Raw genomic sequence first — 22,332 nt, 5'->3', positions numbered from 1 at the left:
TCAATGAATTTAAGGAGAAAATGCTATGACAGACATGGACATAACAGATTTTAATATCGTGGATGATGCGACGCTGTTTTTTGCGCCGGTGTCATCTGACCTGATTGATGGTCTGCTGGGGCAGTACAACAGTATGCGCCAGCGTATCACCCATATTGCCGGGATGATAGACAGGGAATTGTCAGCAGCAATGGAGTACTTTCTGGATGGGAATGGCGATGAGCACAACCGCTTCAAGCCGAGCGTCCAGAAGCTGTTTAATCCTGCCGGTGCGATTGCTGCCTTGAATGCAGCATATTGGTCGAAGACGCTGGCAATGACGGATGTGTTGAGTGTAATGCCGCAAAAGCGTCGTGATGAATGGAACAAGACTATCAGTGAAATGACAGCACCCGATTTCACGGAAGAAGCCGTGCGCCCGACCATCAGTGATTTGCTGGCATCGCGCCAAAAGTTCTTTGCGGAGCGTGTGGAGGGAATATTCCGGGGCTTGTCCGGGGAGCATGTGACGAACTCGCCTGCGGGTTTCAGCAAACGGATGATTATTGGCTATGTCACCAGTGAGTGGAGTACCAATACCAGCAGGGCCGGGCTAATCAATGACCTGCGTGCGGTAATTGCGAAGTTCATGGGCAGGGATGAGCCTAAGTGGAATGCTACATCAGGAATTGTGAGCATGGTACGGCAGCGTCATGGCGAGTGGCTGATTCTGGATGGTGGTGCACTAAAGCTGCGTTGTTACCTGAAGGGAACAGCGCATCTGGAGATCCATCCTGATATGGCCTGGCGCTTGAATCAGGTGCTGCATTCCCTGTATCCGCAGGCGATTCCGGCGCAGTTCCGCAAGAGGCCGGGTAGAAAGGAAAAACACTATCAGTTGATTCAGCGTCCCCTGCCCTTCGCTGTCATTGAGGTGCTGCAAGGGCTGAAGCCAGACCGGCATAACCCGTTTGTGTTCCATCTTGGCTACCCGCACCAGGTAAGTCCACAGGTCAGGACGGAGGCGATTAGGGTATTGCAGTTACTGGGGGGGATCATCAACAAGAAAGAGGAAATTGAATTTGATTACCGGCTGGACCAGGTGCTCAACGATGTGATTGCGGCGGGCTGTCTGCCTGACCGGACGGCATTCCAGTATTTCCCGACACCGAAGAAGATGGCGGAAGATGCTGCGGCTGCACTGAATATCCATGAGGAGGACTGGTGTCTGGAACCCAGTGCGGGTCAGGGAAATCTGGCTATGCACCTTCCAAAGGACAGCACGCGCTGTGTGGAAATCAGCAAATTGCATGCGCAGATCCTGACTGAAAAAGGTTTTGACGCTTTGCAGATGGATTTCATTGAGTATGCAAAGACAACGACAGAGCGCTTTGACAAGGTGCTGATGAATCCACCGTTTTCTGATGGGCGGGCGCTGGCGCATCTGGAAGCAGCGGCAAGCTTGGTCAAGCCGCAAGGCAGGATTGTGGCGATACTGCCAGCTTCAATGAAGGGGAAAGAGGTCTTACCGGGCTGGCGGCTGGAGTGGCTGCATACCTACGATAACGAATTTGCAGGTACCAGTGTTTCGGTTGTAATGTTGAGGGCTACGCGGATTTAAAGATTCCAGATGTTTTAGCTACAGTCCTGCATCAATAAAAAGATCGGAAGGTTTGCATTGAAATGCATTAGCAATCTTGACAATGTTCAAGAAAGTAACGTTTCTTTCCCCGCGTTCAATCTTCCCCATGTGCGAACGATCTATCTCAGCATAGTCGGCTAAAGCTTCTTGCGACAACGCCAGTGCAACCCGCCGGGCGCGCACAGCCGCACCTAGCTGAACCAGGTAATTGTCTTTATCAAGTTTTACAGAAACTCTTGCCATGGCTTCTATGGTCGCGCTATGATGCTCAAACGACCACGGCATTTACGACCCATTTTAATATGAAGTCTTAACTACCAAATTCTTGCAAACAGAAAATTTAAATCGAAAAGCAAATTCATTTCGCCAATCACAACCAACAGCAGAAACACACAAATAACTCAACAGAAAGGAAATCCCCATGAGCAAAAAAGAGAAATGCCCTGAATGCAAAGGCAAAGGCGTCATCCCTTGCCCGGTGGAATATGGCGATGGCGATCATCCTGCCAATTGCCCAGTCTGCGCTGGCGACAAGAAGGCACGGGTCCCCTGTAACACTTGCGAAGGCACCGGTAAAGTGGATCAGTTCTAACCAAAGCTCAACAATTCATCAGAAAGGATGGGCACTATGAGCGACGAGAAGAAAGATCGTTACTTCAGTATGGCAGAGGCTGTCGATGAACTGCGATACGGTTCATTCGGCAAACGGGAGAAAGCGGTGGCTGGCCTGAAACTGCTTGGCAAGGGCTTGTTCAATGCGGCGAAGTTCACAGTGACCGAAGTACTGCCAGAAGCGGCAAAGCACGCTGAAAAACAAACCGAAAAGATGAAAGCCGAGCGTTCAGGCAAAAAATGATCTTGGTACATCATTGTTTGCCTCCCTTCTGACCTGGATCATCGACACCACTGTGCAACCCGGTCACGCATGCATCAGTTCGTTCAAGAAGCTGGTCATGTCCATTTTTTGTTGCCGCACATCTATTTCCCAATATTTACCTGACTGAATCGCCTTGTCATCAAAGACAGGCGGCTCGTCACCTTTTAATCACACATCAAGCAGAGGTTATTTTGAAAATCCACTTCCATCATCAACAAGTTGCGGCGATGGTCATCATGTTGTCAGTGCTGATCACAGGCTGTAGCAAAAAAATAGACTATCGCGAAGCCAGTAACATGCGTGGCCTGGTTTATCGGGCCAATGAGAGCACACCATTTAATGGAACCATCAAGAATGAGCCTTGGGGAACGTCTTACCCAGAGCCTGCCATCGGGAGTTGCTCTACCGAATACAAGGAAGGTCTCAAGAATGGAAAAATGCTGTGCACGTCCAACACAGGCATAAAAATGGTCGAATCTGAATGGACCGATGGCAATAAAGATGGCACTGAAAAACTCTGGGAGGTCAAAACCGGCAGGCTATGGCGGGAGACCCATTACAAGAACGGTCACAAGGACGGTCTGGAAGAAGTACATAACCCGTATGAAGATGTCGTCATCCAGAAGCGTTACTGGGCCAACGATGCCAAATCAGGTAGTGAAAAAGTCTGGGATTTTTCTGGAAAAAACTTACTTCAAGATCTTGAATGGATAGACGGCAAACAATCTGGCACGGCCAAACATGGTGAAGTGGACGAAATCTATAAAAATGGGAAATTGGACGGCATTAAAAAAACGTATGACTACCCTGAAGATTTTGATAAAAAACAGGCAATCTACAATTTTGAGAAAGAGGCCAGACAAAACCTGGAAAAACTCCTGGGAGGTAGCTTTTTTCTTGGTACGCAGCCGGGCATGGTGGTCTCTAACGTAGAAACATTTAAAGATGGTCTTTTACAAGCCAAACCAGAAAATCAAGCCTGTGTTGACGCTAAAATTGCCGAGTTCCACGCAGCAAAGGGGATAAACGAAGCTCCCTGGAATTCTGATATAGCACAATGGGACGGCGAATGTGCGAAAAGCAAAGTAGCTGCTACGACTCCAACGCAGACAGCATCAGGTAACGCTGCCGCTGATCAGAAAATTCAACTATGCGTGGATGCCAAAGTCGCCGCGTTCCGCAAGGCGTCTGGGCCGGATGCCCCTGTTATTCATGACATGCAGGAAGAATGGGAACAGGAATGTGCGACTGGCAAATGACTATTTGAGTAGATGCAGCAATTGAAGCTTTGGGCCTTCTTCCTGTTATCGGCCTGGCGTAATTCGCCAGGCCGATAACAGTTTTTTTTTGTTGCAACATCGCCATTCGGCGTATTGATTAATTATTACATTAGATGCGTGACTGAATGCAGAAAATCAATGAAACAAGTCACCGAACAGAATTGGCGACAAACAGCATGTTGACGATAAACCCCGGCAAGAAATTACGGGAGGCTGATTTGACATCCGCTCTTATTTGGCGGCTTACATTTGCAGCCAATGTCATCATGATTCTTGTGAGCCTGTCTACTGTATTCTGGGGCGTGTTGCCATGGTTTGGAGCTGTGGGTGGTGCGATCTCCCTGGCTGCTTGCATTGGGATGGCTTACTTTAAATCGAAAATTCTGAATGAAGACCTGACGACAGATTCAGAGACGCCGGAACATGGCAGGAGAAGGAACGATACGTCACCAGGTTAATGATTCTCTTCTACTTCCTAGCACTGCAAATTGACATATTCCTGACGTGGCACGGACCATTCCTGCTAACAAGCATAGCAACGGATTTTAAGACCATTGCCTTATTCAACAAAATCAAATGCTTAGGCATGAATCTAGTTCCGCAAAAGTTGTAATATAACAGCCTTGAAACCCTTTATTATAAAAGGGCACTGTTTTTTGCAGAACGGATTTCGCCTCATTTCGAGTAATATGCTGCGCAATGGCATGCGCTTGAAAGCCCGTGCATACCGTACCACTGGTTATGCATGCAGTGCGCCAAATACGGTGTTTTGTCCATCAAATTGTAAATTTCTCCCAGAGCAAAAAGTTCGTATCGGCATTTAAGGACGGTTACTTTTTGGGAGGTGGTGGCGCAGGTGGTGGTGGTGGTCTCTGATAAGTTGGCGCAGGATTAACGTTTGCTTGTTCGCGTCTACCTGTAGAAGGAGGCGAGGACGGGCGCGGGGGATTGTTAGTTGCCATTTAAATTCTCCTGGTTAGGCATGAATTCGACCCATTTCACGTCGATTATATCAATTAGAATATGTTGCGAAGAAGGCGGTGCTTGTGAGTCTTGGACAAGGTCGGCCGCTTCGTTCTTCTGCATGTAACTTGGGCCTAGATAGATAAGACCTTTTGTAGCATCGTCGGGTTTTGCTTCAAGTAACCAAAGCGCACTACTTATTAAAATATGTCCTTTTGAAGGATCAGATGGCCAAATTTCAGGCCATCCGTAAAGTCGTCGCTCATCTTTTAAATGGAGCACTACAAACTGCTTTCTTGAGTCAAACGCAGTAAGCCATTCTGAAGGGTGACTGCTTCTAGTTGACAGGTTCAATTTTCTTAACTTTTCATGCAATCGATCTGAATTTATCAAGTAAGAAAAACAAAACCCTAAAATTATTGCAGTAAATAATGAAGCAAATAACTCACTGTCAGCACTCCAATCTCCGAATTGTCTCCATTTGCCAATACCAAGCGAGGCAGCGCGTTCAACAATAACAATGACGTGCACAAATAATGCGTAGATCAAAGCCTGGACAACGCGCTCAAATTGCGAAGGTTTCTGAAGCGATGTCATCCCAAAGCATATCCATGCCACCAAAAACCCTGGGACGAGGTATTGCAATAACAATATTAGGTCTTTTGACACGTCTGGCATGATTCAAAACAGCTCACTGAATATGTAAATTAAACTTCACTAACGTTACCTCAAAATTCACGGAAGTGAATCCCAAGAATCACATAAGTTTTTTGTTCGAACTGAGATAATTGCATGAAAGTGTTGGCAAACTAACGGCGCGAATCAAAATCATCTACTTCACCTTTATATATTTCGCCGAATTATTTTTTTGTCATTTTATCAGCCCAATAGCGATCAAGTACACTTACTAGTCTGCAAATCTTGCAGAATAAAACTTTGCGGTTTGAACTGATTAAACATACAGCATAATTCGTCGTGCAAGTACCACTCCCCCGTTTCATCAATAACCACGTCAGCGATTCTATTTGGCACTAGCGTCTAAGCTGGCTTCTCCCTCGTCAGCAACAGACTACGCACAAGGCAGAGGCAGAATCAACCTTAACGCACATTTGTTGCTAAATATGAATGTAATCTTTCTATTTAGAGTAGGCGGCGAGTCGATGCGAGATATAGGCATCGCAAATGCCTACGGTTCATTCGCGGTCAGACGCAATTTGGCTTCACTGCGCTACGCTGAAGCCGCCACCACATTCAGCTTCAAATAGTGCGAGGGTCATGATTTTGGCACAGCGTACCAGCATGCATTTTCTTAATCGTGATTAAGACTGGTGTTTTCAACTTTTCGAGAATTTGTTTGAAATCAGTTTTACACTAGCCAGTAAAAAATATACGTATGCAGGGGGGGCGTGTCTTGTCTATTCTATTTAGACTGGTAACACAGATATCACTCAGATGTAAATTTGTTTTATCCTGACTGCCAAACTGGAATCCCGGGCGCAAAGCTAACCAAGTAAACACCACTGTTGTAAATCGTTTCCCTCGTGGCCCACTACAGCGACTGGAAATATCGACACTAATCCGAAAGGGGAACAGTGGAGGCCCTTTTGTTGATGAACTTTTCCGCATAGCAGGAGTCGCGCAGGAAGGAGCAACACAAGCCAGCGGCAATGATGAGTGCCTGTGCATCGGAGAACTAGAATCTTGGTTAAATGATTGGAAAATGGCATCAAAACCAGAGGAGATTTGATTTGCTGTCAAATGCCAAGAGGATCACTCCATATATTACTGTCATACTTCACCATGCCGAAAGCGCTTGCCCTCGCAATGCACGCCAAATTTCAGGTAAATATCTTTTTGTGTCAGGTAAAAGAGCGCCTGTCTCAATTTGTCACGCAAGTGCTGATCGTTACCCTCGACAACACCAATGCATGACGATAAAAATTTACCTTTTAAAGATTTGCAATCCCAATATTTCCCCCGCCCATTGGTAATACGATCTACCCAATACTGACCGATCCGATCTGTCAGTTGTTTGCTCAGCTCAACAGAAACATTCGCAAAGAAGAAAATAAAATGAAAATAATAACCACGCCTGGGATGGTATTCCAGCTTCCACAGGTAACCAGCCATATCTGCAAAAAGCCGGTTGTTGCGCTTGTTATTATTCAGATTATTGAGGCATTCTTTAGCGTACTTCGCCATTAAGGCATCGTCTTCGGAGAGAATATACACCTCATTTGCCAGCACCCCACACTCAACCCGCACTACATGCAACTTCTCGTACATTTCAAATAACTGATTGACATACAACGTAGCACTATCGAAATTTCCATTCGCAACCTGCGCCCGATGTAGAACTGCTCGCTTGAATTCTTGTTCCACTCCCTGTTTCCTGATTTCCTGTATCAGAGAGTTATATAAACTGATCTGCTCTGCATGCAGTTCTTCAAGCGAGAGATTCCGCTTTCTCAGACCGGCCAGTAGAGGTTCAAAGGTATCCACAATGGCGAGGAACAACCGTACTGTTTCACTCGGCTGAAAATAGTCAGGGTATGCTCGTTGCCGGTTCAGAAACATCTCACTGAAAAAACTACTCAATCCGGGTTTTTTATAAGGTTGCTGCTCTTGCTCAGAGTCAGACACATCAAACCCTGGCTCCGTTGAACTAAGGACGCGCTCGACAAATCGATGTGTGTCCATGATGATTAGTGGCAAACCCATCGGAAATGGATGTCCATACTCATCAATGCTCCGATGCTGCTCATAGTCATCTCGCATGCATCTAAAAATGTCCTGTATCGGTATGTTGATTACTTGACTGGTATCAGCACTTGTCTTTGCCTTTCTCTTTTTCTTCGTCATTTTTCTACGCACCAGTTTCTCGATTGTCTGAATATGCCTATCCCACGGCAGATGGTAGTCATGGGACAGGCATGTGCATAGTTTACCTGTTTAACTGCCTACTCTGGCAAACCTACATCAACTCAACCCTATCTCAGAACGCGGCCTGCCTAGCTTGACGGCATAGGAGACAGGATAAAGACCACGGCGTATCAGCCTGGCCTTGGGCCATAGCTTGGACCGAAAACATTGTCCCGTTTTAAAGAAGTAAGTAAGCACGAGTTTCAGGAGATTGTTACGCAACGCTGTATCACTCCAATGGATCAGTCCAATGCCCAGACGCCCCTTCGATTCGAACTTCTCAGCTTCGGCGTTGCAGTTCCAGTACCATCCCCTCTTTTCAGTGATGGTATTGCTCCAATATTCGCCCATTTCGCGTGCATGGATGACGTGACTTGCTCCCCTCCGGCGAGCCCCATTGAAGAATAATATCAGGTGAAAGTGTATGCCTCTTTCAATTCCAAATTCTGTTTTGACAATATAACCTTCCAGTTCTGTAAAAAGGCTGTTGTTGCGCATGTTGGCAAAAAATCGGTCCAGATCAGCTAAAGCCGTCCCCAAGGAAATCTTAGCTGCATATTTTTCCAGATAATAGAGGTCCAGCCGTAGCACGATGAGCCGCGCATGACTGTCAAATAGCGCATCTACATAGTTGCTATATTCCTCATAGCGTTTGGCTGCATCCCTTCGCTGGATACGCAGCTTATCTCCGAATAATACTGTTCCGTATTGATCATGGATCAGGTCAATCAACTGACGGAAGGTCTTCCACGTTATTTCCAGGCGCGAGCCTGATGATACTGGCAACAACAGCAACTGCTTACAGCACCGGATGAAGACGTTCAGGTGTTCGTCGTATTCATACTCTCCAGGCAACATGACTACCGTTTCGAGATATTTGTCCAAGTGATTAAACAATGACTGATACCCTTTTGCTACGCTATTGGACCTTGTGACTCGTGCTTGGGAGCTCATCACATCAGGAATACGGCCACTATTAGCTATTTGCTGAAGTAAGTGCAGTAACTGCTTGAGGCAGTTCGAATAGCGTTGTTCATTCTCTTGGTATTCGTCGTCCGGCCAGTCATGCTGGTCTAAGCTGCCATCTGGATAGTCTTGCACTTGTGAAGACGGAAATGGGGGATTGTTGAAGTTGGTCATGATCTTTGTTCCATGGAAGAATCGCTGGTCAACCACTTGCATGAATTGGTCGCGCAGGATCGTCACCGTGCTATCGGCACGATGTTCATTTTGCGTTGTAGGGAAAGATGCCAGGTAATAGCAGCTAGCAAAAAGAGAGCTACCCTGCTGCCGAGTTGTGGTGATTCAGATTAGCGCGTCAGCTTGAACGCTTGTGCTGTGGTGATGCTGACAACAGATTGATCCATGATAGCTTGATGATGATTCTTCATATCATGGTGCGATGAATGAAGTTGCTTATACTCAATTCACTTCAATTGATGGATACATGGTTTCTTACTTCGTCTCCTTTACTGGATTCTTCATCAGATTTCTTAGCTGTCTTTCTTCATATCTCTTTTTCATCTTTTTATTTCATATCCATCCCTCTCTTATTGTTATCTTTTTAGCATTATTTTCTTTTATAACATAAATAACCAAAATGATGAGCAACCTATTTTTACCAGGGAAAGTGATCTAGCTAGGGTTTTCTGGGTAGCTAGACAGGGTTTGCAGTGATTTTGTCGTATACGGACTTAGCTCCGTTTCAATGCTGCTTTAAAGAAAATTGGCAAGCCTTTCAGGCATTGCCAAATGCAATGCCACGGCTTGCGGCGATGCGTGTCTCTATCCAGGCCACTACTTCGGAAGCGATCCAGGCAACACCACCTTTCGCACCCGTGGACAGGGAAATGGGTTTGGGGAAATCCGGGTCGTACTGTTTGCAATTGGGGTTGATGCGAGCGTAAATGCTGCTGCGTTTTAGTCCAGTCAGTTCTTCGACTTGTTGACGGCGCAGCAATTGGGGTTGGATTGGTGTTTGTGTGAAAGGTGGTTCCAGGCAAAGCGCCAAGGCACTTTCAGTGCGACTTGTTTTGGCAGGACCCGCAGACGCTTTTGCTTTGGGGGATGGCGCTGGGACACTCACTTTACAGCGTGGTTGGATTCGGACTGGCATGACTGATGGCTCCAGGATTAAGTTATGCAGATTGCCGGTGTGCTCTGCACATCATGGAGTAGTGACGTATTTTTTCCTGATGTTCAATTTGAGACCTGAACAGTTAATCCCCCCTTTCTCGCCAACAATTCCTTCCTTGCATCAACTAGCTACCGAGGTCGCCGGAGCATGGGCTAAACCGGTGGACTTGATTACGTGGATTGTTTTGATTGAAGAAGTCACCAGACCGATAGCCTGGGCTCTAAAAGGAATGAGAGGTAGCAAAGAATTACGGTATCATTTCTAAACATATTTTTTAAATTTTTATAGATACGACACAGTTTTTTCTTTGTGAGCTAGGTAGGGTTTGCTCATCTATTTACCTCTAGCAACGGATAAGAATGTATATATCACTCATTCAATTAATGACAGTATATTTTTGTGTGGATTCAGGCATTGTTATGTGAATTTTCAGTGTAGGTAACGTGTAAATTTTGTGCAAATCTTGTATTTTATTAATATTTAGACATTTCATTATTTTAACTTTACATGTAAGAAATGTTTAAATAATAAAAATATTATTTAACAATATTTCATTTCAACAACAACTCATTTTGGCGATTTCTATGGTCTCAACATATAAAATAGATAACGGTAACGGTCGTAAAATCGAGATACAAATTCGCACAAAGCGAGGGATCTACTCCTCACATTCCCAATCACCTAAAGATATCGAAGAGACAACAGCATTGGAAAATTCGCCGGACCCCGGCAAGCCCTTAGAGACAGAAATAGCCGCTGATGCTACGGAGCCTATCGAGGTGATCAATTCAGAAGTGACAGACAAGGTAGAAACCAACCCACTTCCAATCGTACCAAGGACCTCAGTAAAAGCCTTGGGGGGCAATTTATATCAAAAGACCATCAATGGCGTTGTGACAGAATATCTCTACAGACGGACTGTCAAAGGAGAATCCAGTGACACGAAATTAGGCCGGGCGACTGTAATCACCGAAGATGAGGCCAGGAGGGCAGCCTTAAGACTTAATGAGGATATAGATAGGGAAAAACGAGCGGAAAGCAGCAAAAAACTACTTATCAAAGTGAAGGAAACGATATCAGCAAAAAACTCGCTTCCATGCTTCAAAACGTATGAGGATGTTGCGCGTTTCGTCACTGCCTTGTCACGCAAAATACCTTTAGATAATCTGAAATCCCATCGACCGGGTTCTTTATCGGAAAAAGAAGCCGAAGCCTACCTTGTCATTTGGATCATGCTTCTGACCCCGATAAGTTTAAAAGAACTAATCCAAGCGGAATGGGGCGATTATGCCCCTCGGACAATGTGCGACCTCCACTCCTATGAGCACCTGAAGTTAGCAACAAAGCAAAATAGAGAAGCCTTTTGCTTTAATTTGCCCAAATACGCAGAGATAGCAATAAGTAATGCTGCAGAACGTCCTCGAATCGGAGAGAGCAATAAGATTTTTCATCTCCTGAGCAATTTACAGAAGGATGAGCTCAATAAGGAAATGGCGCGAGCCCTCAATGAAATTTGGCCCTACTATCCAGTTGACCCGCAGCAGTTTGTTTCGCTCTTTGAATACACCGCCAATAAGTACAGTTGCTTTCGAGCTGAATTTATTCGCGCCTACACCAAGAAACAACACGCTAAGGATCAGTGGCTAAACTACCCAACTGAACACTATGCACTTTCAACCTGGTGGGAAAAACAAGTATTGGATAGGAACTTTGGCTTTCAATACAAACCTGAGTCAAAAACAACAATTGCCGCGAGAACTCGCTCCAATACAAATCGTGGCACTCAATACTAAAATGCCATAACCGTATGCGACGACATTCAAGTCTACATTTGTAGGCAGAATAAGGAAAGGAACGTAATTTACTGGATTCCAATAACATCCAATTTGTTCCAATGCAAAATGGCATACTGAATGGCATACCAAGAAATGCAGGTAAAGAAAAAGCCCTTGATTATCAAGGGCTTTTTCGTATTCGTTGGCGGAAGCTGTGAGATTCGAACTCACGGAGGCTTTAACACCTCGCCAGTTTTCAAGTTCTCCCCATAAATCAATCAAATCAAATACGTATCCAAAAATCGTTTCCGTCTGCCCCCTCTTCCATAAAATCTGTTTTACCTATGAGGCAACAAGCCAGAAATACCCCTTTGCGGAAATGATTTTACAGACGGAAACCAGACACCAGATATGCTGAACAGCATCGTACTCATTGGGACAGATTCAAACCAGCAAAAACGACCATTCTAAAATAAAGTCCCCCTCGGGGAAAAGGTAACTCAGGTAATTTATTTTCTAAATACCGTAGAAACCCTTGACAGATAAGGCTTTCAAGAAAATAGCAAAAGGTAAGAATTAGGTAATGTAAAGGTATTCTAGTTACCTATATAAATAGTATTTTCTTCATTTATAAATATCCATATAAATCAACAACTTAGAAAATAAATACCTTTTGCATTACCAAAAGTTACCAAATAAAGTAACCAGATATACTTATACAAATCAAACACTTAGCTATGATTTATAGATATCGTTACCTTAGTTACCTTTTTCCCGAGGCCTTCCCAGATCTCAGGAAAACGAAGTGCGTCCCCTTTGTAAATCCCATTTACGTGGAACCATCATGCTGACGGTTGAGATATGACATGAAACTTGCGTCAAATTGCGTCAGCTTTTGGAGTCATACAAACGGCCGCAAACGTAAGCAGGGCTTGAGCCTATCAGGTGACGCATATTTGAGTCAAAAGCACCCCATTTAGCGGGCAGGCGTGGTGGGGGGATGTCTGCGCGCCATCAAATGACACTAGCTAGCCACTAGGTAGAATTGCAACATTCATTGGTAATATGGCAGAAACCTCAGAATCTCAGTAGTCGGGATCTTTTTACAATGATATTGATTTTTCACAACTAACAAGATTTTAATCCGTAGATTCGTCTACTTATTGAATAGAGAATTAATATATGGAATTGTTAGATATGCAGCTTACTCTACTCAAGTTAGCTATTGAAAAAAATAGAAGCAATACTTATTGCTTAAGTCTTTGGAGTAACTTCATCCGTACTCGTGATGGAAATAGATGTGTTCTTTGCCATGAAAAGAATGGGCTCGCGGCACATCACATTATTCGCAAAAGCTTCTGGAAATACTTGCGATATCAAACTGGAAATGGAATAACGCTTTGTCGAGCATGCCACAAAGAGCCTCACGCTAACTTTAATAGACGGCCAAACCTAGCCCTGCCAATGGATTCCGAGGGCGGCGAGAAAATAGACCTATTCACTGGCTTTCTTGGCGCATTAGTTATTGATGCCAACATCCGGGGAGTACAGAAAGAGAGCTACTATCATTTTGATGATGAGGCTCTTATAACATTTAAACAATTTCAAGGCATTCCTGATAAAGCGACATTTGATGGCCCTCGCATAGAGCAGGCGTACAGAATTTGGAACCAAACACCAAGGGGTATGTTGGAAGCAATATTAAAGTCAGTTGGAGTTAAGGTAGAAAACACCTACGTACAGGATGAGACAATAACAATGTATAGCTCAGACACGCTTAAAAAAATAGATGGTTCTTCTGCTGACATTCTTTACATTCGATATATACCGCCAGCACCATTCAAGATCGATCCAACAAAAGATTAAGTCTCTTTGCAAAAAATTATCTCCCGAGTTTTTATAAGTGCCCCATGCATAACTAGGTATTTTTAAAATATTTTCAAAGGCTATATTTTGAACAACCAACAAAACGATGAATTTACAAAATTTCTGCGTAGCAAAGTCGCAGAAGCAAAGCAAGCATTTGGCTTTAGGGGAACTACTTTCCTATCTATGCTGGGAAATCATGGTGGTTACATCACTGTCCAAAAGCTTCTAACAAGGAAGGATCCCTCAGATGGACTCACCGATCTGTACTTGAATCAGCGTTTAGACCTTAGCGTCGAGGCAATAGTCGTAGAAACCAAATGGCGTTCTTTTTTTGACACGGCATTGGTTGAAAAAGCAGAAAAAATATTAAAACAATACAAGTATAAATTTACACCGTTCATATCTCAATCAACGAGTGAAGCTCCGAAACAATCAGAAAATACTGTTTCCGACAGAATAGTTAGCGAACCGTCTTTGGTCAAAAATACCCCTCATGCTGAAAGTCAATTAATTGGTCCAAGGTACTGGTGGGTCAATCAAAATCAAACATATAAGTCTGAGGTTCCTGGCGGCTTTTTATGGTCACCGAAGGCAAAAGCAGATGGAGCTCGAAATCAGTTTTATGAGAATATGAAAGAGGTTCAAGTCGGCGATATCATTTTTTCGTTCTGTGATACCCGAATCAAAGCTATCGGTGTAGCGATAGGAAAAGCCGAGACTTCAGCAAAACCAAATTTTGGCAACGCGGGAAATAATTGGTCTCTAGAAGGATGGCTCGTACCAGTCGAGTTTAAAGAAATCTCCGCCCAGATCCGTCCCAAAGACCATATCAACTCAATTCGAGAACATCTTCCCGTTAAATATTCGCCACTTCAAGAATCAGGCGACGGCCTTCAGTCAGTCTATCTTGCAGCAGTACCTGCACCAATGGCACATGTCTTAGCGGAATTAATTGGGCAAGAATATACCGAAACACTCAAAATGCTGCGAGGTGAAATAACGAATATCGAGATCGTAGCTGATCAACATGAGGATATTCTCAAGAGCAGGACCGACATAGGACCAACGTTCAAAGAACAACTCGTTAAATCTCGTCGAGGGCAAGGAGTATTTAAAGCCAATGTGAGACTTATTGAAAATGGGTGCCGAATCACAGGTGTGACAGATCCCGTGCACCTACGTGCGAGTCATATTAAACCTTGGAAAGACAGCACTGACGAAGAAAAAATTGATGGATGCAACGGCCTACTTCTTGCGCCACACATTGATCATTTGTTTGACCGAGGATTTATTTCTTTTTCGAGTGATGGTGATTTGCTTATATCGAAACATCTAGATCGCCTTATTTTGAAAAGATGGGGAATTTCAGAAGAATTGAATGTAGGTTTTTTCAATTCCCAACAAATTAACTTTCTCAAATACCACCATAAAGTTGTATTTGAGAAAAATTTTAATAAGCCCCTCTAAGTCTTCTTGCACTCTGCTCCCGCTCAAAATCATCCCGACAATCCCGATCACAAAACAGTGTATCGGGTGCCACGGTTTCATCACAAAACCTGCAGCGCCCTGCACTCATCATGGCAGGCTTCCCGCGCGCATGCGCAATCGCCGTAGCGATAAACGTCTCCACATTCTTTTCTGACAAATCCGCAACATCACTCATTTCGCTGCCCCTCCCGCATCACCCAATGAATACGGCATGAAGCGGATCACCTCCTCGCCCAGCCACTCGTTACACTCCCGAAACCTTGCCTGCAGCGGCTCCAGTTCGTTCATCGCAAACACCTTGGCAGCTGGTTCAACAGCGCCAAAACCGCCTGTATTGTTCGGCACCAGGCCAAGCAATTGCGGCGGTACCCTGTGCGCGGCCAGCATGTCATCGCGCGTCACGTTCTTGATGCTAAAGAACTCATCCTTGGCTGCCACCTCCGACACTGGCAGGATCTGGATGCCGTCCTTCTTGCCGTTTGGCGCGTACATAAACACATTGCGGAAATTGCCCGGCCCCTTACTGTCGCGCAACGCCTGGCGCATCGCGTCCACGTCACTTTGATTCTGGGCAGGATCTGTCATGTACAAGATAAAACCAGCGTGTGAACCATTCTTGTAATACTTACGCCTGAACAGCGTCGCCGCCTCATTCAACCAAGCTGAGTGCAAAGCACTCAGATACTCAGGCAGGCCGTACACCTCCTGATTAATATCCGGCTCCATCAAATGAAAAATCGCCCCAGACTCAAACACATGATCTTCCTGCCAACCGCGCACAAAAGCATATTGGTTCAAATCATCACTACACCGACGCATGTACTTGGCCAACGCCGGCTCAAGTTGCAGCGGCTTGCCGGTGCGGCTTTTACGGTTTTCCAGATAGGCATTACCAAATACAAGGAAATCCAGTGCAAACCGGCTAAACGCCTCACGTGACAGCAAGGTATGCGGCACAAACGTGGCCGCCAGCAGATTACGCTTCACATAAATCGCCGTAGAATGATGCACACTCGCACGAAACGACTTAGCCAGGCCGTCCCAACTGATAGGCGGCTCGTAATACCGCCCATTCGTCCAACACTCGACATAGTCCAGAATCTCAGCCCGGTCTAGCACTGGCGAAGGGTCACCAAAGGTAAACGCCTCCATACCAGGCGGTGAAGCCTGCACCGGCGCACTTGCCACCGTGTTCTCTGGAGCGGCATCAAATTGACCGCGCCGCTTTCTCTTGCTCATGAATACACCTCCATAAATGATTGATTACTGCCTATACCGCCGTCTAATGGCTCGTGGTCCAGCGCATGCATACACGCCCAGGCAAGGTCTGCATGCCCGGTTTCCTCGCTACGGTCTGCCACATAGGTCACATGCTGGCCGCTCGCCGTCAGCGTCTTTTTAATCGTCATGAATGCCTGTGCCAGATCCGTGGCTCCGGCGTCGAATTCCAGCCGTCCTTTACTAATTACGTCACGGGCTTTGATGACCATCCGACTTTTCACAGCCGGGTCATAGTTGATCTTGGTCACGTTAGGATAGAAATTTTTAACGAGCTGATACACACCTTCGCCCATGCCAGTGGCATCAATGCCAATGAAACCAACGTGATAACGAATGGTGCTTTGTCGTATCTGTTCAGCCTGAGCCGCAAAGTCCATGCCCCTGAACTGCATACGCTCCAAAACGCGGAATTTGCCGCCCGGCGTGCGCGGTGGCGCCAAAATCACCAGCCCGGCGCTATCACCCGTAAACGCCGGGTCATAGCCTATCCAGACCGGGTTATCCCCATAAGGCCGCGTGGTAAATGGCTTAAAGTCCGTCCAATCTACCCAGGCATCCACCATGCACTTTTGCAGCTCCTGCAATGGGAAGACAGACGCCGTGTCATCAATAAACTGACACATCAACAGATTCTCAAACTGATCCGGGCTATATTCGTACGTGCGCAGCTCGTCGATATCGAACAAATCACAGCCGCCCGCCTGCGCATCCATGATCGTCACAATTTGCCGCCACATCTTGTCTTCACCTGTGAACCCACTGGCAAGCCTCTTGTGGCTGATATCAATATTTACCTGGTCTTTTTTAGGCCGCCGCTTGTTAAACAGCTCCCCCGTCCAGAACGGGTAAGCTTCATGCGTGATGCTTGAAGGCGTAGAAAAGTAAGTCTTGCGCCATTGCTTGTGCAGCGCCATGCCAGACGCCACCTTGTTCAATTCCTGAAACTTATGCGTCCAGAAAAATTCATCAAAGTAAAAATTGCCGTGGTAGCCCTGCGCCGTTCGCGCATTGGTACCCAAAAAGTAAAGGTGTGCCCCATTCGGCAACACAATCGGATCACCCGCCAGCTCAATGCCCGCCGCCTCCTTGGCAAACTGGATGATGTACTGCTTGAAGACATGCGCCTGCGCCTTAGAGGCAGACAAAAAAATCTGATTGCGCCCCGTCTCCATCGCATCAGCCAAGGCCTCCCGCGCAAAATACCAGGTAGCGCCAATCTGCCGCGATTTGAGAATTACCCGCGTGCGCTCATGCCCGTTACGCAGCCACACCTTCTGATAATCAAACAACGAATCCCGAAAAGCTTCTAACAAAGCATCCCGCTGCTCATCACTGAAATCATTGCGCGTCGGCTTTTTCTTCGGCCCTGCGTTGCGGTTCACCAACTTAGGATTTAAATCCACCTCATTACCGCCCGGCGCCTCATAGCGCCGCACCCGCGCCGTCTGCACCGCCTGGCGCATCAGCAAATCGATTTCCTTAAAGTCCCCGCCCGTCTTGACATCTTTGGCAATCAACTGCACCAGGCGCGTTTCAAGGCTCGCTTCTATCTTCTCGATAAACGGCGTGTCATCCCATTTCTCACGGTCACACCAGCTTTGCACCGTACTGCGCTTGATATCCAAATGCCGGGCAATCGACGACACACGCCAGCCCTGCCAGTACAAGGCCTGGGCGTGTTTCTTTAGGTCATAGGTGGGTGCAACTGACGCACCATCGGTGGAAACCGCAGGTGCATCCAGCTCATCATCAGGGGAAATTTCAGACGTGTCATCGCCGGCAAGATCAATCATGCCGCCAGATTACGGACTTCGCGCCCGCGAAGGCATCGCGGGCAAGTTGTTAAAAATCTTACCAACCCGCTGACCGTTGAAGCAAAAAACCACGGAGAGGACTATGCGATCTGCACAGCCAGATTCAATAGAACCTTACCCAACAAACACACCATGACCAAAAAATTTACCTCTAAATTCTTCCGCGTCGCCGTAGAAGGCGCCACCACCGATGGCCGCAAAATTGATCGTAGCTGGATCGAGCAAATGGCAAAGAATTTTGATCCTAAAACCTATGGCGCACGCATCTGGTTAGAGCACATTCGTGGCACCGTGCCAGACAGCCCCTTTAAAGCCTATGGCGACGTCACCGCCGTCAAAGCCGAAGAAGTCAGCATCGACGGCAGCAAAAAACTCGCCCTGTATGCCCAGATCGAGCCCACCCCTGATCTGGTCGCCCTCTCCAAAGCCAAACAAAAAATTTACACCAGCGTAGAAATTAACGACAAGTTTGCCGACACTGGCGAAGCCTATCTGGTCGGTTTGGGCATTACCGACAGCCCCGCCAGCCTCGGTACCGAAGTATTAAACTTCGCCGCCAGCAACCCCAACGCCAACCCCTTTGCCGGCCGCAAGACCAACCCGGCACACCTATTCTCTGCTGCGATCGAAGTCAATCTTGAATTTGAAGAAATCGACACCGAAGCCACCAGCCTCGCCACCAAAGTCAAAGACCTGATCAAAGGCTTCAGCAACAAAAAGACCGGCGACGATGCCCGCTTTGCTGACATAGGCCAAGCCGTAGAAAGCCTGCTAGATCATGCCAGTAAGCAAGAAACCCGCTTCAACGAAGCCACCAAACGCATCACCGAGCTGGAAAAAAACCTCACCACCGTCACCGACAATTTCAACAGCCTTAAAGACCAGCTCGACAAAGAACCCGGCAACAAAACCACACGACCCACCGCCACAGGCGGCAACGGCGCAGAACAAACCGACTGCTAAACACGAAGAACAGCGCAAAACATACCCATACAGCCACCAAAATACCCAACAGGACACCCACATGCAAAACAGCACCCGCAAAGCCTTTAACACCCTCCTTGGCCGCCTGGGCGACATCAACGGCGTAGAAGATGCCACCAAAACCTTCGCCATCGCCCCCAGCGTCCAGCAACGTCTTGAAACCAAAATTCAAGAATCCAGCCAGTTCTTAAGCCGCATCAACATCATCGGCGTACAAGAAATGGAAGGCGAAAAGCTTCACCTAGGCATCAGCAGCCCCGTCGCCAGCCGTACCGACACCACCCAGCAAGACCGCCAGACCCGCGATTTAACCGGGCTGGAAAATGGCCGCTACAAATGCAGCAAAACCAACTACGACACCCACGTCCCCTATGCCAAACTCGATGTCTGGGCCAAATTCCCAGACTTCCAGACCCGCATTCGTGACGTCATCGTCAAACGCCAGGCGCTAGACCGCATGGTCATGGGCTTCCACGGCACCAGCATCGCCCCCAATACCGACATCACAGCCCACCCACTCCTGCAAGACGTCAACATCGGCTGGCTGCAACACATGCGCGACGACGCCCCACAACGCGTCATGTCCCACGGTGCAGCCCCCGGCAAAGTCAAAATTGGCCAAAACGGTGACTACGCCAATCTGGATGCCGCCGTCTTTGATGCCATCACCCTGCTCGACCCGTGGTTCCGTGAAGACGCAGGCTTAGTTTGCATCGTCGGACGCGAACTCATGCACGACAAATACTTCCCCCTCGTCAACACCAACCACGCCCCGACAGAAACCATTGCCGCCGACATCATCGTCAGCCAAAAACGCCTGGGCGGCCTGCAAGCCGTTACCGTCCCCTACTTCCCGGCTAACAGCTTCCTCATCACCCGTTACGACAACCTGTCTATCTACTTCCAGGACAGCGCCCGCCGCCGCCAGATCGTCGACAACGCCAAGCGCGACCGCATAGAAAACTACGAATCATCGAATGATGCCTACGTCGTCGAAGACTACGGCATCGCCGCCCTGGTAGAAAACATCGAGCTCGCCTGACACCATGCCTAACCCAAGCCCAGCCCAACGCCACGCCGCCCGTATTCTCGCGGCCAAGGCGGCAGCCCAGTCGAGGCACGGCCAGCCCGTGCAAGGCAGCGCCTACGACCTCATGCTTGCCAAACTCATCAACGACAAGCAAAGGCTCAAAGCCATCCAGTCCATACAACGCAAAATAGACCTCAAACGCGACATCTTGCCCGACTATGACGACTGGATAGACAGCGCCCTCCAGCACGGTAACGGCGCCCAGGACATCGTACTCACCACCGTACTCGTCTGGCACATCGACGCAGGCGACTACGCCCGTGCCCTGGAGATAGCCCAATACTGCCTCAAGCATAGCCTCAGCCTGCCAGATCAGTACCACCGTGACATCGCCACCATGCTCATGGACGAAATCCCCGGTGCCTACCTCGCAGGCCGCTTTGAGACACCAGCACAGGCACAAGAAACCCTCAGAGCCGTGCAACTGCTCACCGTCAATGCCGATGCCCCCGACCAGGCCAGCGCCAAACTCTACAAAGCTCTGGGCTATGCCCAGATAGGCAAAATCGGCAACGGCGACATCGACTTTGATCAACTGCAAGAGGCAGACGCCAGCAAAGCACTCGACAACCTGCGCCGCGCCCTCGACCTGTTCCAGGGCATCGGCGTCAAAAAAGACATAGAACGGCTAGAACGCCGCCTCAAGAAAACCGTAGAAAGTGAAGGCACAAGCAACACACCGCCCCCACCCACTACCTGACCAAGCACCCTCCGGCGCCGGGCGGCGTGGGCTGATGACGTATGGCTACCCACCAACACGTCTGAAGCCCACCCACCGCCCACTATTGACCTGATTGATATCAACCACCATGCCCTTCATTGCCAACGCTCCAGGCGGCCAGCCAACAGGCCAGACCCAGCCAGACACCATCATCACCAATGACGGCTTCTTCCCTGACATTGACCTCGCCCACATGCGCGACGCTATCCGGCTCGATGGCACCGTCACAGACACCCGCCTGACAGCCGCCACAGTGGACGCCATCATCTTCGTCAACGATCAAGTCAAAGAGCTAAAAACCGCAGCCACAGCCGCAGGCCACACCAGCATGGCCGCCATCCCAGCGGCACAGGTCAACCGGCAAAGCGTCCTGATATCCCATTACCTGCGCGCTGTCTATTGCACAGCAAAAGCAGATCTGATTGAACGGTACAAAGATTACGACACCACTGCCACGTCACTCGATGACAAGAAGCTGGTCGGTTTTCTGGCAAATGGTCCTGATGAAGAACGTAGGAATGCAGCCTGGGCGATATCAAAGCTCATGGGCCGCCACCACGTCACGGTCGAATTGATATAGCCATGATCGTCCGCGCCCAACAAAACGACACTCTCGATCTGCTGCTCTGGCGTCACCTGGGCAGCACTGCAGGCATTACCGCAGTGCTGGCCTTAAATCCCGGCATCACCAGCCTGGGCACATTCCTGCCCATGGGCAAAAGCATCACCCTGCCAGACAGCACACCTGCCGCACCAGTGCTGCAAATGATCAACCTGTGGGACTAACCATGAACGACAACCACATGGAAACAGTAAAGGCCATACCACCCATCGCCATCAGCGCCATCACGTTTTTAGGCGTGCCCCTCAATGAATGGGTATTCATCCTCACCATTATTTACACCGTGCTGCAAATCACCTTCTTTGTGCGCGACAGGATGCTAAAGCCCTGGCTACACCGCCGTGCAAATCAAAATGCAAACGCACAGAAAGGCAAAAGCCAATCATGAGTACCGACATCAAACAAAAACTCGCAGCCGCAGGCATCGCCGCCGCCTTGCCCTTGATCGTCCTCTTTGAAGGCACCCGCCAAACCGCCTACCTTGATCCCGTCAGCATCCCCACCATCTGCCGCGGCCACACAGGCGGCGTCAAGCTGGGTCAGGTAGCCACCATCCAGCAATGCGATGACATGACAGTCCAAGACCTGCTCAAAGCCAAAGCCGCGATGGAAAGCTGCGTCACCGCCCCCTTAAACGACAATCAGCGCGCCGCCTTCACCAGCTTTGTGTTTAATGTCGGCCCAGGCCGCAAAGGCGGCAAAGACGGCTTTTGCGTGCTGGCGTCAGGCAGGCCATCCACCATGGTCACCTTGCTCAACAAAGGCGACTACACCGGCGCATGCAACCAAATGCCGTTTTGGAACAAAGCAGGCGGCACGGTCTATGCAGGCCTCACCAAACGCCGCGCCGCCGAGCGCCAACTCTGCCTCACACCCGCATAGTCCAAC

At 48.0% G+C, this 22,332-nt stretch carries 22 protein-coding genes; 15 read left to right on the top strand and 7 right to left on the bottom strand.

Annotation, left to right across the window (positions count from 1 at the left end; translation table 11 throughout):
• Window positions 1–25 precede the first annotated feature (25 nt).
• The gene (locus tag ACO0LB_RS06450; RefSeq protein ID WP_423047646.1) at window positions 26–1,600 is read left to right on the top strand and encodes a DUF4942 domain-containing protein; all 1,575 of its coding nucleotides are present in this window, start codon (window positions 26–28) and stop codon (window positions 1,598–1,600) included.
• An 18-nt stretch (window positions 1,601–1,618) separates the two neighbouring features.
• Here the strand turns inward: ACO0LB_RS06450 and ACO0LB_RS06445 are convergent, their stop codons facing one another.
• A complete protein-coding gene (locus ACO0LB_RS06445; protein WP_423047644.1) occupies window positions 1,619–1,864 on the bottom strand; it encodes a helix-turn-helix domain-containing protein in 246 nt (81 codons plus the stop codon).
• Window positions 1,865–2,042: 178 nt separating this feature from the next.
• Here ACO0LB_RS06445 and ACO0LB_RS06440 point away from each other — a divergent pair, with 178 nt between their 5' ends.
• The 4 genes from ACO0LB_RS06440 (at window position 2,043) to ACO0LB_RS06425 (ending at window position 4,236) form a co-directional block, all read left to right on the top strand.
• The gene (locus ACO0LB_RS06440; RefSeq protein ID WP_423047642.1) at window positions 2,043–2,213 is read left to right on the top strand and encodes a hypothetical protein; all 171 of its coding nucleotides are present in this window, start codon (window positions 2,043–2,045) and stop codon (window positions 2,211–2,213) included.
• A 36-nt stretch (window positions 2,214–2,249) separates the two neighbouring features.
• Window positions 2,250–2,477 (top strand): hypothetical protein, encoded by a 228-nt coding sequence (locus tag ACO0LB_RS06435; RefSeq protein WP_423047640.1) that lies wholly within the window; start codon window positions 2,250–2,252, stop codon window positions 2,475–2,477.
• A gap of 212 nt (window positions 2,478–2,689) precedes the next feature.
• Window positions 2,690–3,757, top strand: a complete 1,068-nt coding sequence (locus ACO0LB_RS06430; protein ID WP_423047638.1) for a toxin-antitoxin system YwqK family antitoxin — start codon at window positions 2,690–2,692, stop codon at window positions 3,755–3,757.
• 146 nt (window positions 3,758–3,903) lie between these two features.
• Window positions 3,904–4,236: a hypothetical protein gene (locus tag ACO0LB_RS06425; RefSeq protein WP_423047636.1), complete on the top strand. Its 333-nt coding sequence runs from the start codon at window positions 3,904–3,906 to the stop codon at window positions 4,234–4,236.
• Window positions 4,237–4,729: 493 nt separating this feature from the next.
• Here the strand turns inward: ACO0LB_RS06425 and ACO0LB_RS06420 are convergent, their stop codons facing one another.
• The 4 genes from ACO0LB_RS06420 to ACO0LB_RS06405 all read right to left on the bottom strand — a co-directional run bounded on the left by ACO0LB_RS06420 (window position 4,730) and on the right by ACO0LB_RS06405 (window position 9,779).
• Entirely contained in the window at window positions 4,730–5,419 is a 690-nt protein-coding gene (locus tag ACO0LB_RS06420; RefSeq protein WP_423047635.1) for a DUF6338 family protein, read from the bottom strand.
• Window positions 5,420–6,529: 1,110 nt separating this feature from the next.
• Entirely contained in the window at window positions 6,530–7,519 is a 990-nt protein-coding gene (locus ACO0LB_RS06415) for a hypothetical protein (protein WP_423047633.1), read from the bottom strand.
• A 201-nt stretch (window positions 7,520–7,720) separates the two neighbouring features.
• On the bottom strand, window positions 7,721–8,869 hold the full coding sequence (locus tag ACO0LB_RS06410; RefSeq protein ID WP_423047631.1) for a hypothetical protein: 1,149 nt from the start codon (window positions 8,867–8,869) through the stop codon (window positions 7,721–7,723).
• A gap of 532 nt (window positions 8,870–9,401) precedes the next feature.
• Entirely contained in the window at window positions 9,402–9,779 is a 378-nt protein-coding gene (locus tag ACO0LB_RS06405; protein ID WP_423047629.1) for a helix-turn-helix transcriptional regulator, read from the bottom strand.
• Between the two features lie 605 nt (window positions 9,780–10,384).
• Between ACO0LB_RS06405 and ACO0LB_RS06400 the strand changes: the two genes are divergently transcribed.
• The 3 genes from ACO0LB_RS06400 to ACO0LB_RS06390 all read left to right on the top strand — a co-directional run bounded on the left by ACO0LB_RS06400 (window position 10,385) and on the right by ACO0LB_RS06390 (window position 14,911).
• Window positions 10,385–11,593: a hypothetical protein gene (locus tag ACO0LB_RS06400; protein WP_423047627.1), complete on the top strand. Its 1,209-nt coding sequence runs from the start codon at window positions 10,385–10,387 to the stop codon at window positions 11,591–11,593.
• Between the two features lie 1,164 nt (window positions 11,594–12,757).
• Complete coding sequence (locus ACO0LB_RS06395; RefSeq protein WP_423047625.1) at window positions 12,758–13,441, top strand: HNH endonuclease; 684 nt, start codon at window positions 12,758–12,760, stop codon at window positions 13,439–13,441.
• Between the two features lie 87 nt (window positions 13,442–13,528).
• Entirely contained in the window at window positions 13,529–14,911 is a 1,383-nt protein-coding gene (locus ACO0LB_RS06390) for an HNH endonuclease (protein ID WP_423047623.1), read from the top strand.
• Window positions 14,912–15,103: 192 nt separating this feature from the next.
• Here the strand turns inward: ACO0LB_RS06390 and ACO0LB_RS06385 are convergent, their stop codons facing one another.
• Window positions 15,104–16,171 (bottom strand): phage portal protein, encoded by a 1,068-nt coding sequence (locus tag ACO0LB_RS06385; protein ID WP_423047621.1) that lies wholly within the window; start codon window positions 16,169–16,171, stop codon window positions 15,104–15,106.
• The gene (locus ACO0LB_RS06380; protein ID WP_423047620.1) at window positions 16,168–18,006 is read right to left on the bottom strand and encodes a terminase ATPase subunit family protein; all 1,839 of its coding nucleotides are present in this window, start codon (window positions 18,004–18,006) and stop codon (window positions 16,168–16,170) included. Before ACO0LB_RS06380 ends, ACO0LB_RS06385 begins: the two co-directional genes overlap by 4 nt.
• Before the next feature lie 153 nt (window positions 18,007–18,159).
• On the opposite strand from ACO0LB_RS06380, the gene ACO0LB_RS06375 reads away from it, so the two are divergent.
• The 7 genes from ACO0LB_RS06375 to ACO0LB_RS06345 all read left to right on the top strand — a co-directional run bounded on the left by ACO0LB_RS06375 (window position 18,160) and on the right by ACO0LB_RS06345 (window position 22,326).
• Complete coding sequence (locus tag ACO0LB_RS06375; protein ID WP_423047619.1) at window positions 18,160–18,990, top strand: GPO family capsid scaffolding protein; 831 nt, start codon at window positions 18,160–18,162, stop codon at window positions 18,988–18,990.
• Between the two features lie 61 nt (window positions 18,991–19,051).
• The gene (locus ACO0LB_RS06370) at window positions 19,052–20,053 is read left to right on the top strand and encodes a phage major capsid protein, P2 family (RefSeq protein ID WP_423047617.1); all 1,002 of its coding nucleotides are present in this window, start codon (window positions 19,052–19,054) and stop codon (window positions 20,051–20,053) included.
• A gap of 4 nt (window positions 20,054–20,057) precedes the next feature.
• On the top strand, window positions 20,058–20,801 hold the full coding sequence (gpM, locus tag ACO0LB_RS06365) for a phage terminase small subunit (protein WP_423047615.1): 744 nt from the start codon (window positions 20,058–20,060) through the stop codon (window positions 20,799–20,801).
• 94 nt (window positions 20,802–20,895) lie between these two features.
• Window positions 20,896–21,402, top strand: coding sequence for a head completion/stabilization protein (locus ACO0LB_RS06360; protein ID WP_423047613.1), 507 nt, complete (start codon window positions 20,896–20,898; stop codon window positions 21,400–21,402).
• A gap of 2 nt (window positions 21,403–21,404) precedes the next feature.
• Window positions 21,405–21,608 carry a tail protein X gene (locus ACO0LB_RS06355; RefSeq protein ID WP_423047611.1) on the top strand — a complete coding sequence of 68 codons (204 nt, stop codon included), beginning with the start codon at window positions 21,405–21,407 and terminating at the stop codon, window positions 21,606–21,608.
• A 2-nt stretch (window positions 21,609–21,610) separates the two neighbouring features.
• On the top strand, window positions 21,611–21,832 hold the full coding sequence (locus tag ACO0LB_RS06350) for a hypothetical protein (protein WP_423047609.1): 222 nt from the start codon (window positions 21,611–21,613) through the stop codon (window positions 21,830–21,832).
• Entirely contained in the window at window positions 21,829–22,326 is a 498-nt protein-coding gene (locus ACO0LB_RS06345; protein ID WP_423047607.1) for a lysozyme, read from the top strand. Before ACO0LB_RS06350 ends, ACO0LB_RS06345 begins: the two co-directional genes overlap by 4 nt.
• The last annotated feature ends 6 nt before the right edge of the window (window positions 22,327–22,332 follow it).

It is taken from the genome of Undibacterium sp. SXout7W, from assembly GCF_049339385.1.
Taxonomy (GTDB): domain Bacteria; phylum Pseudomonadota; class Gammaproteobacteria; order Burkholderiales; family Burkholderiaceae_D; genus Undibacterium.
This window is presented reverse-complemented; position numbering and strand designations above follow the sequence as displayed.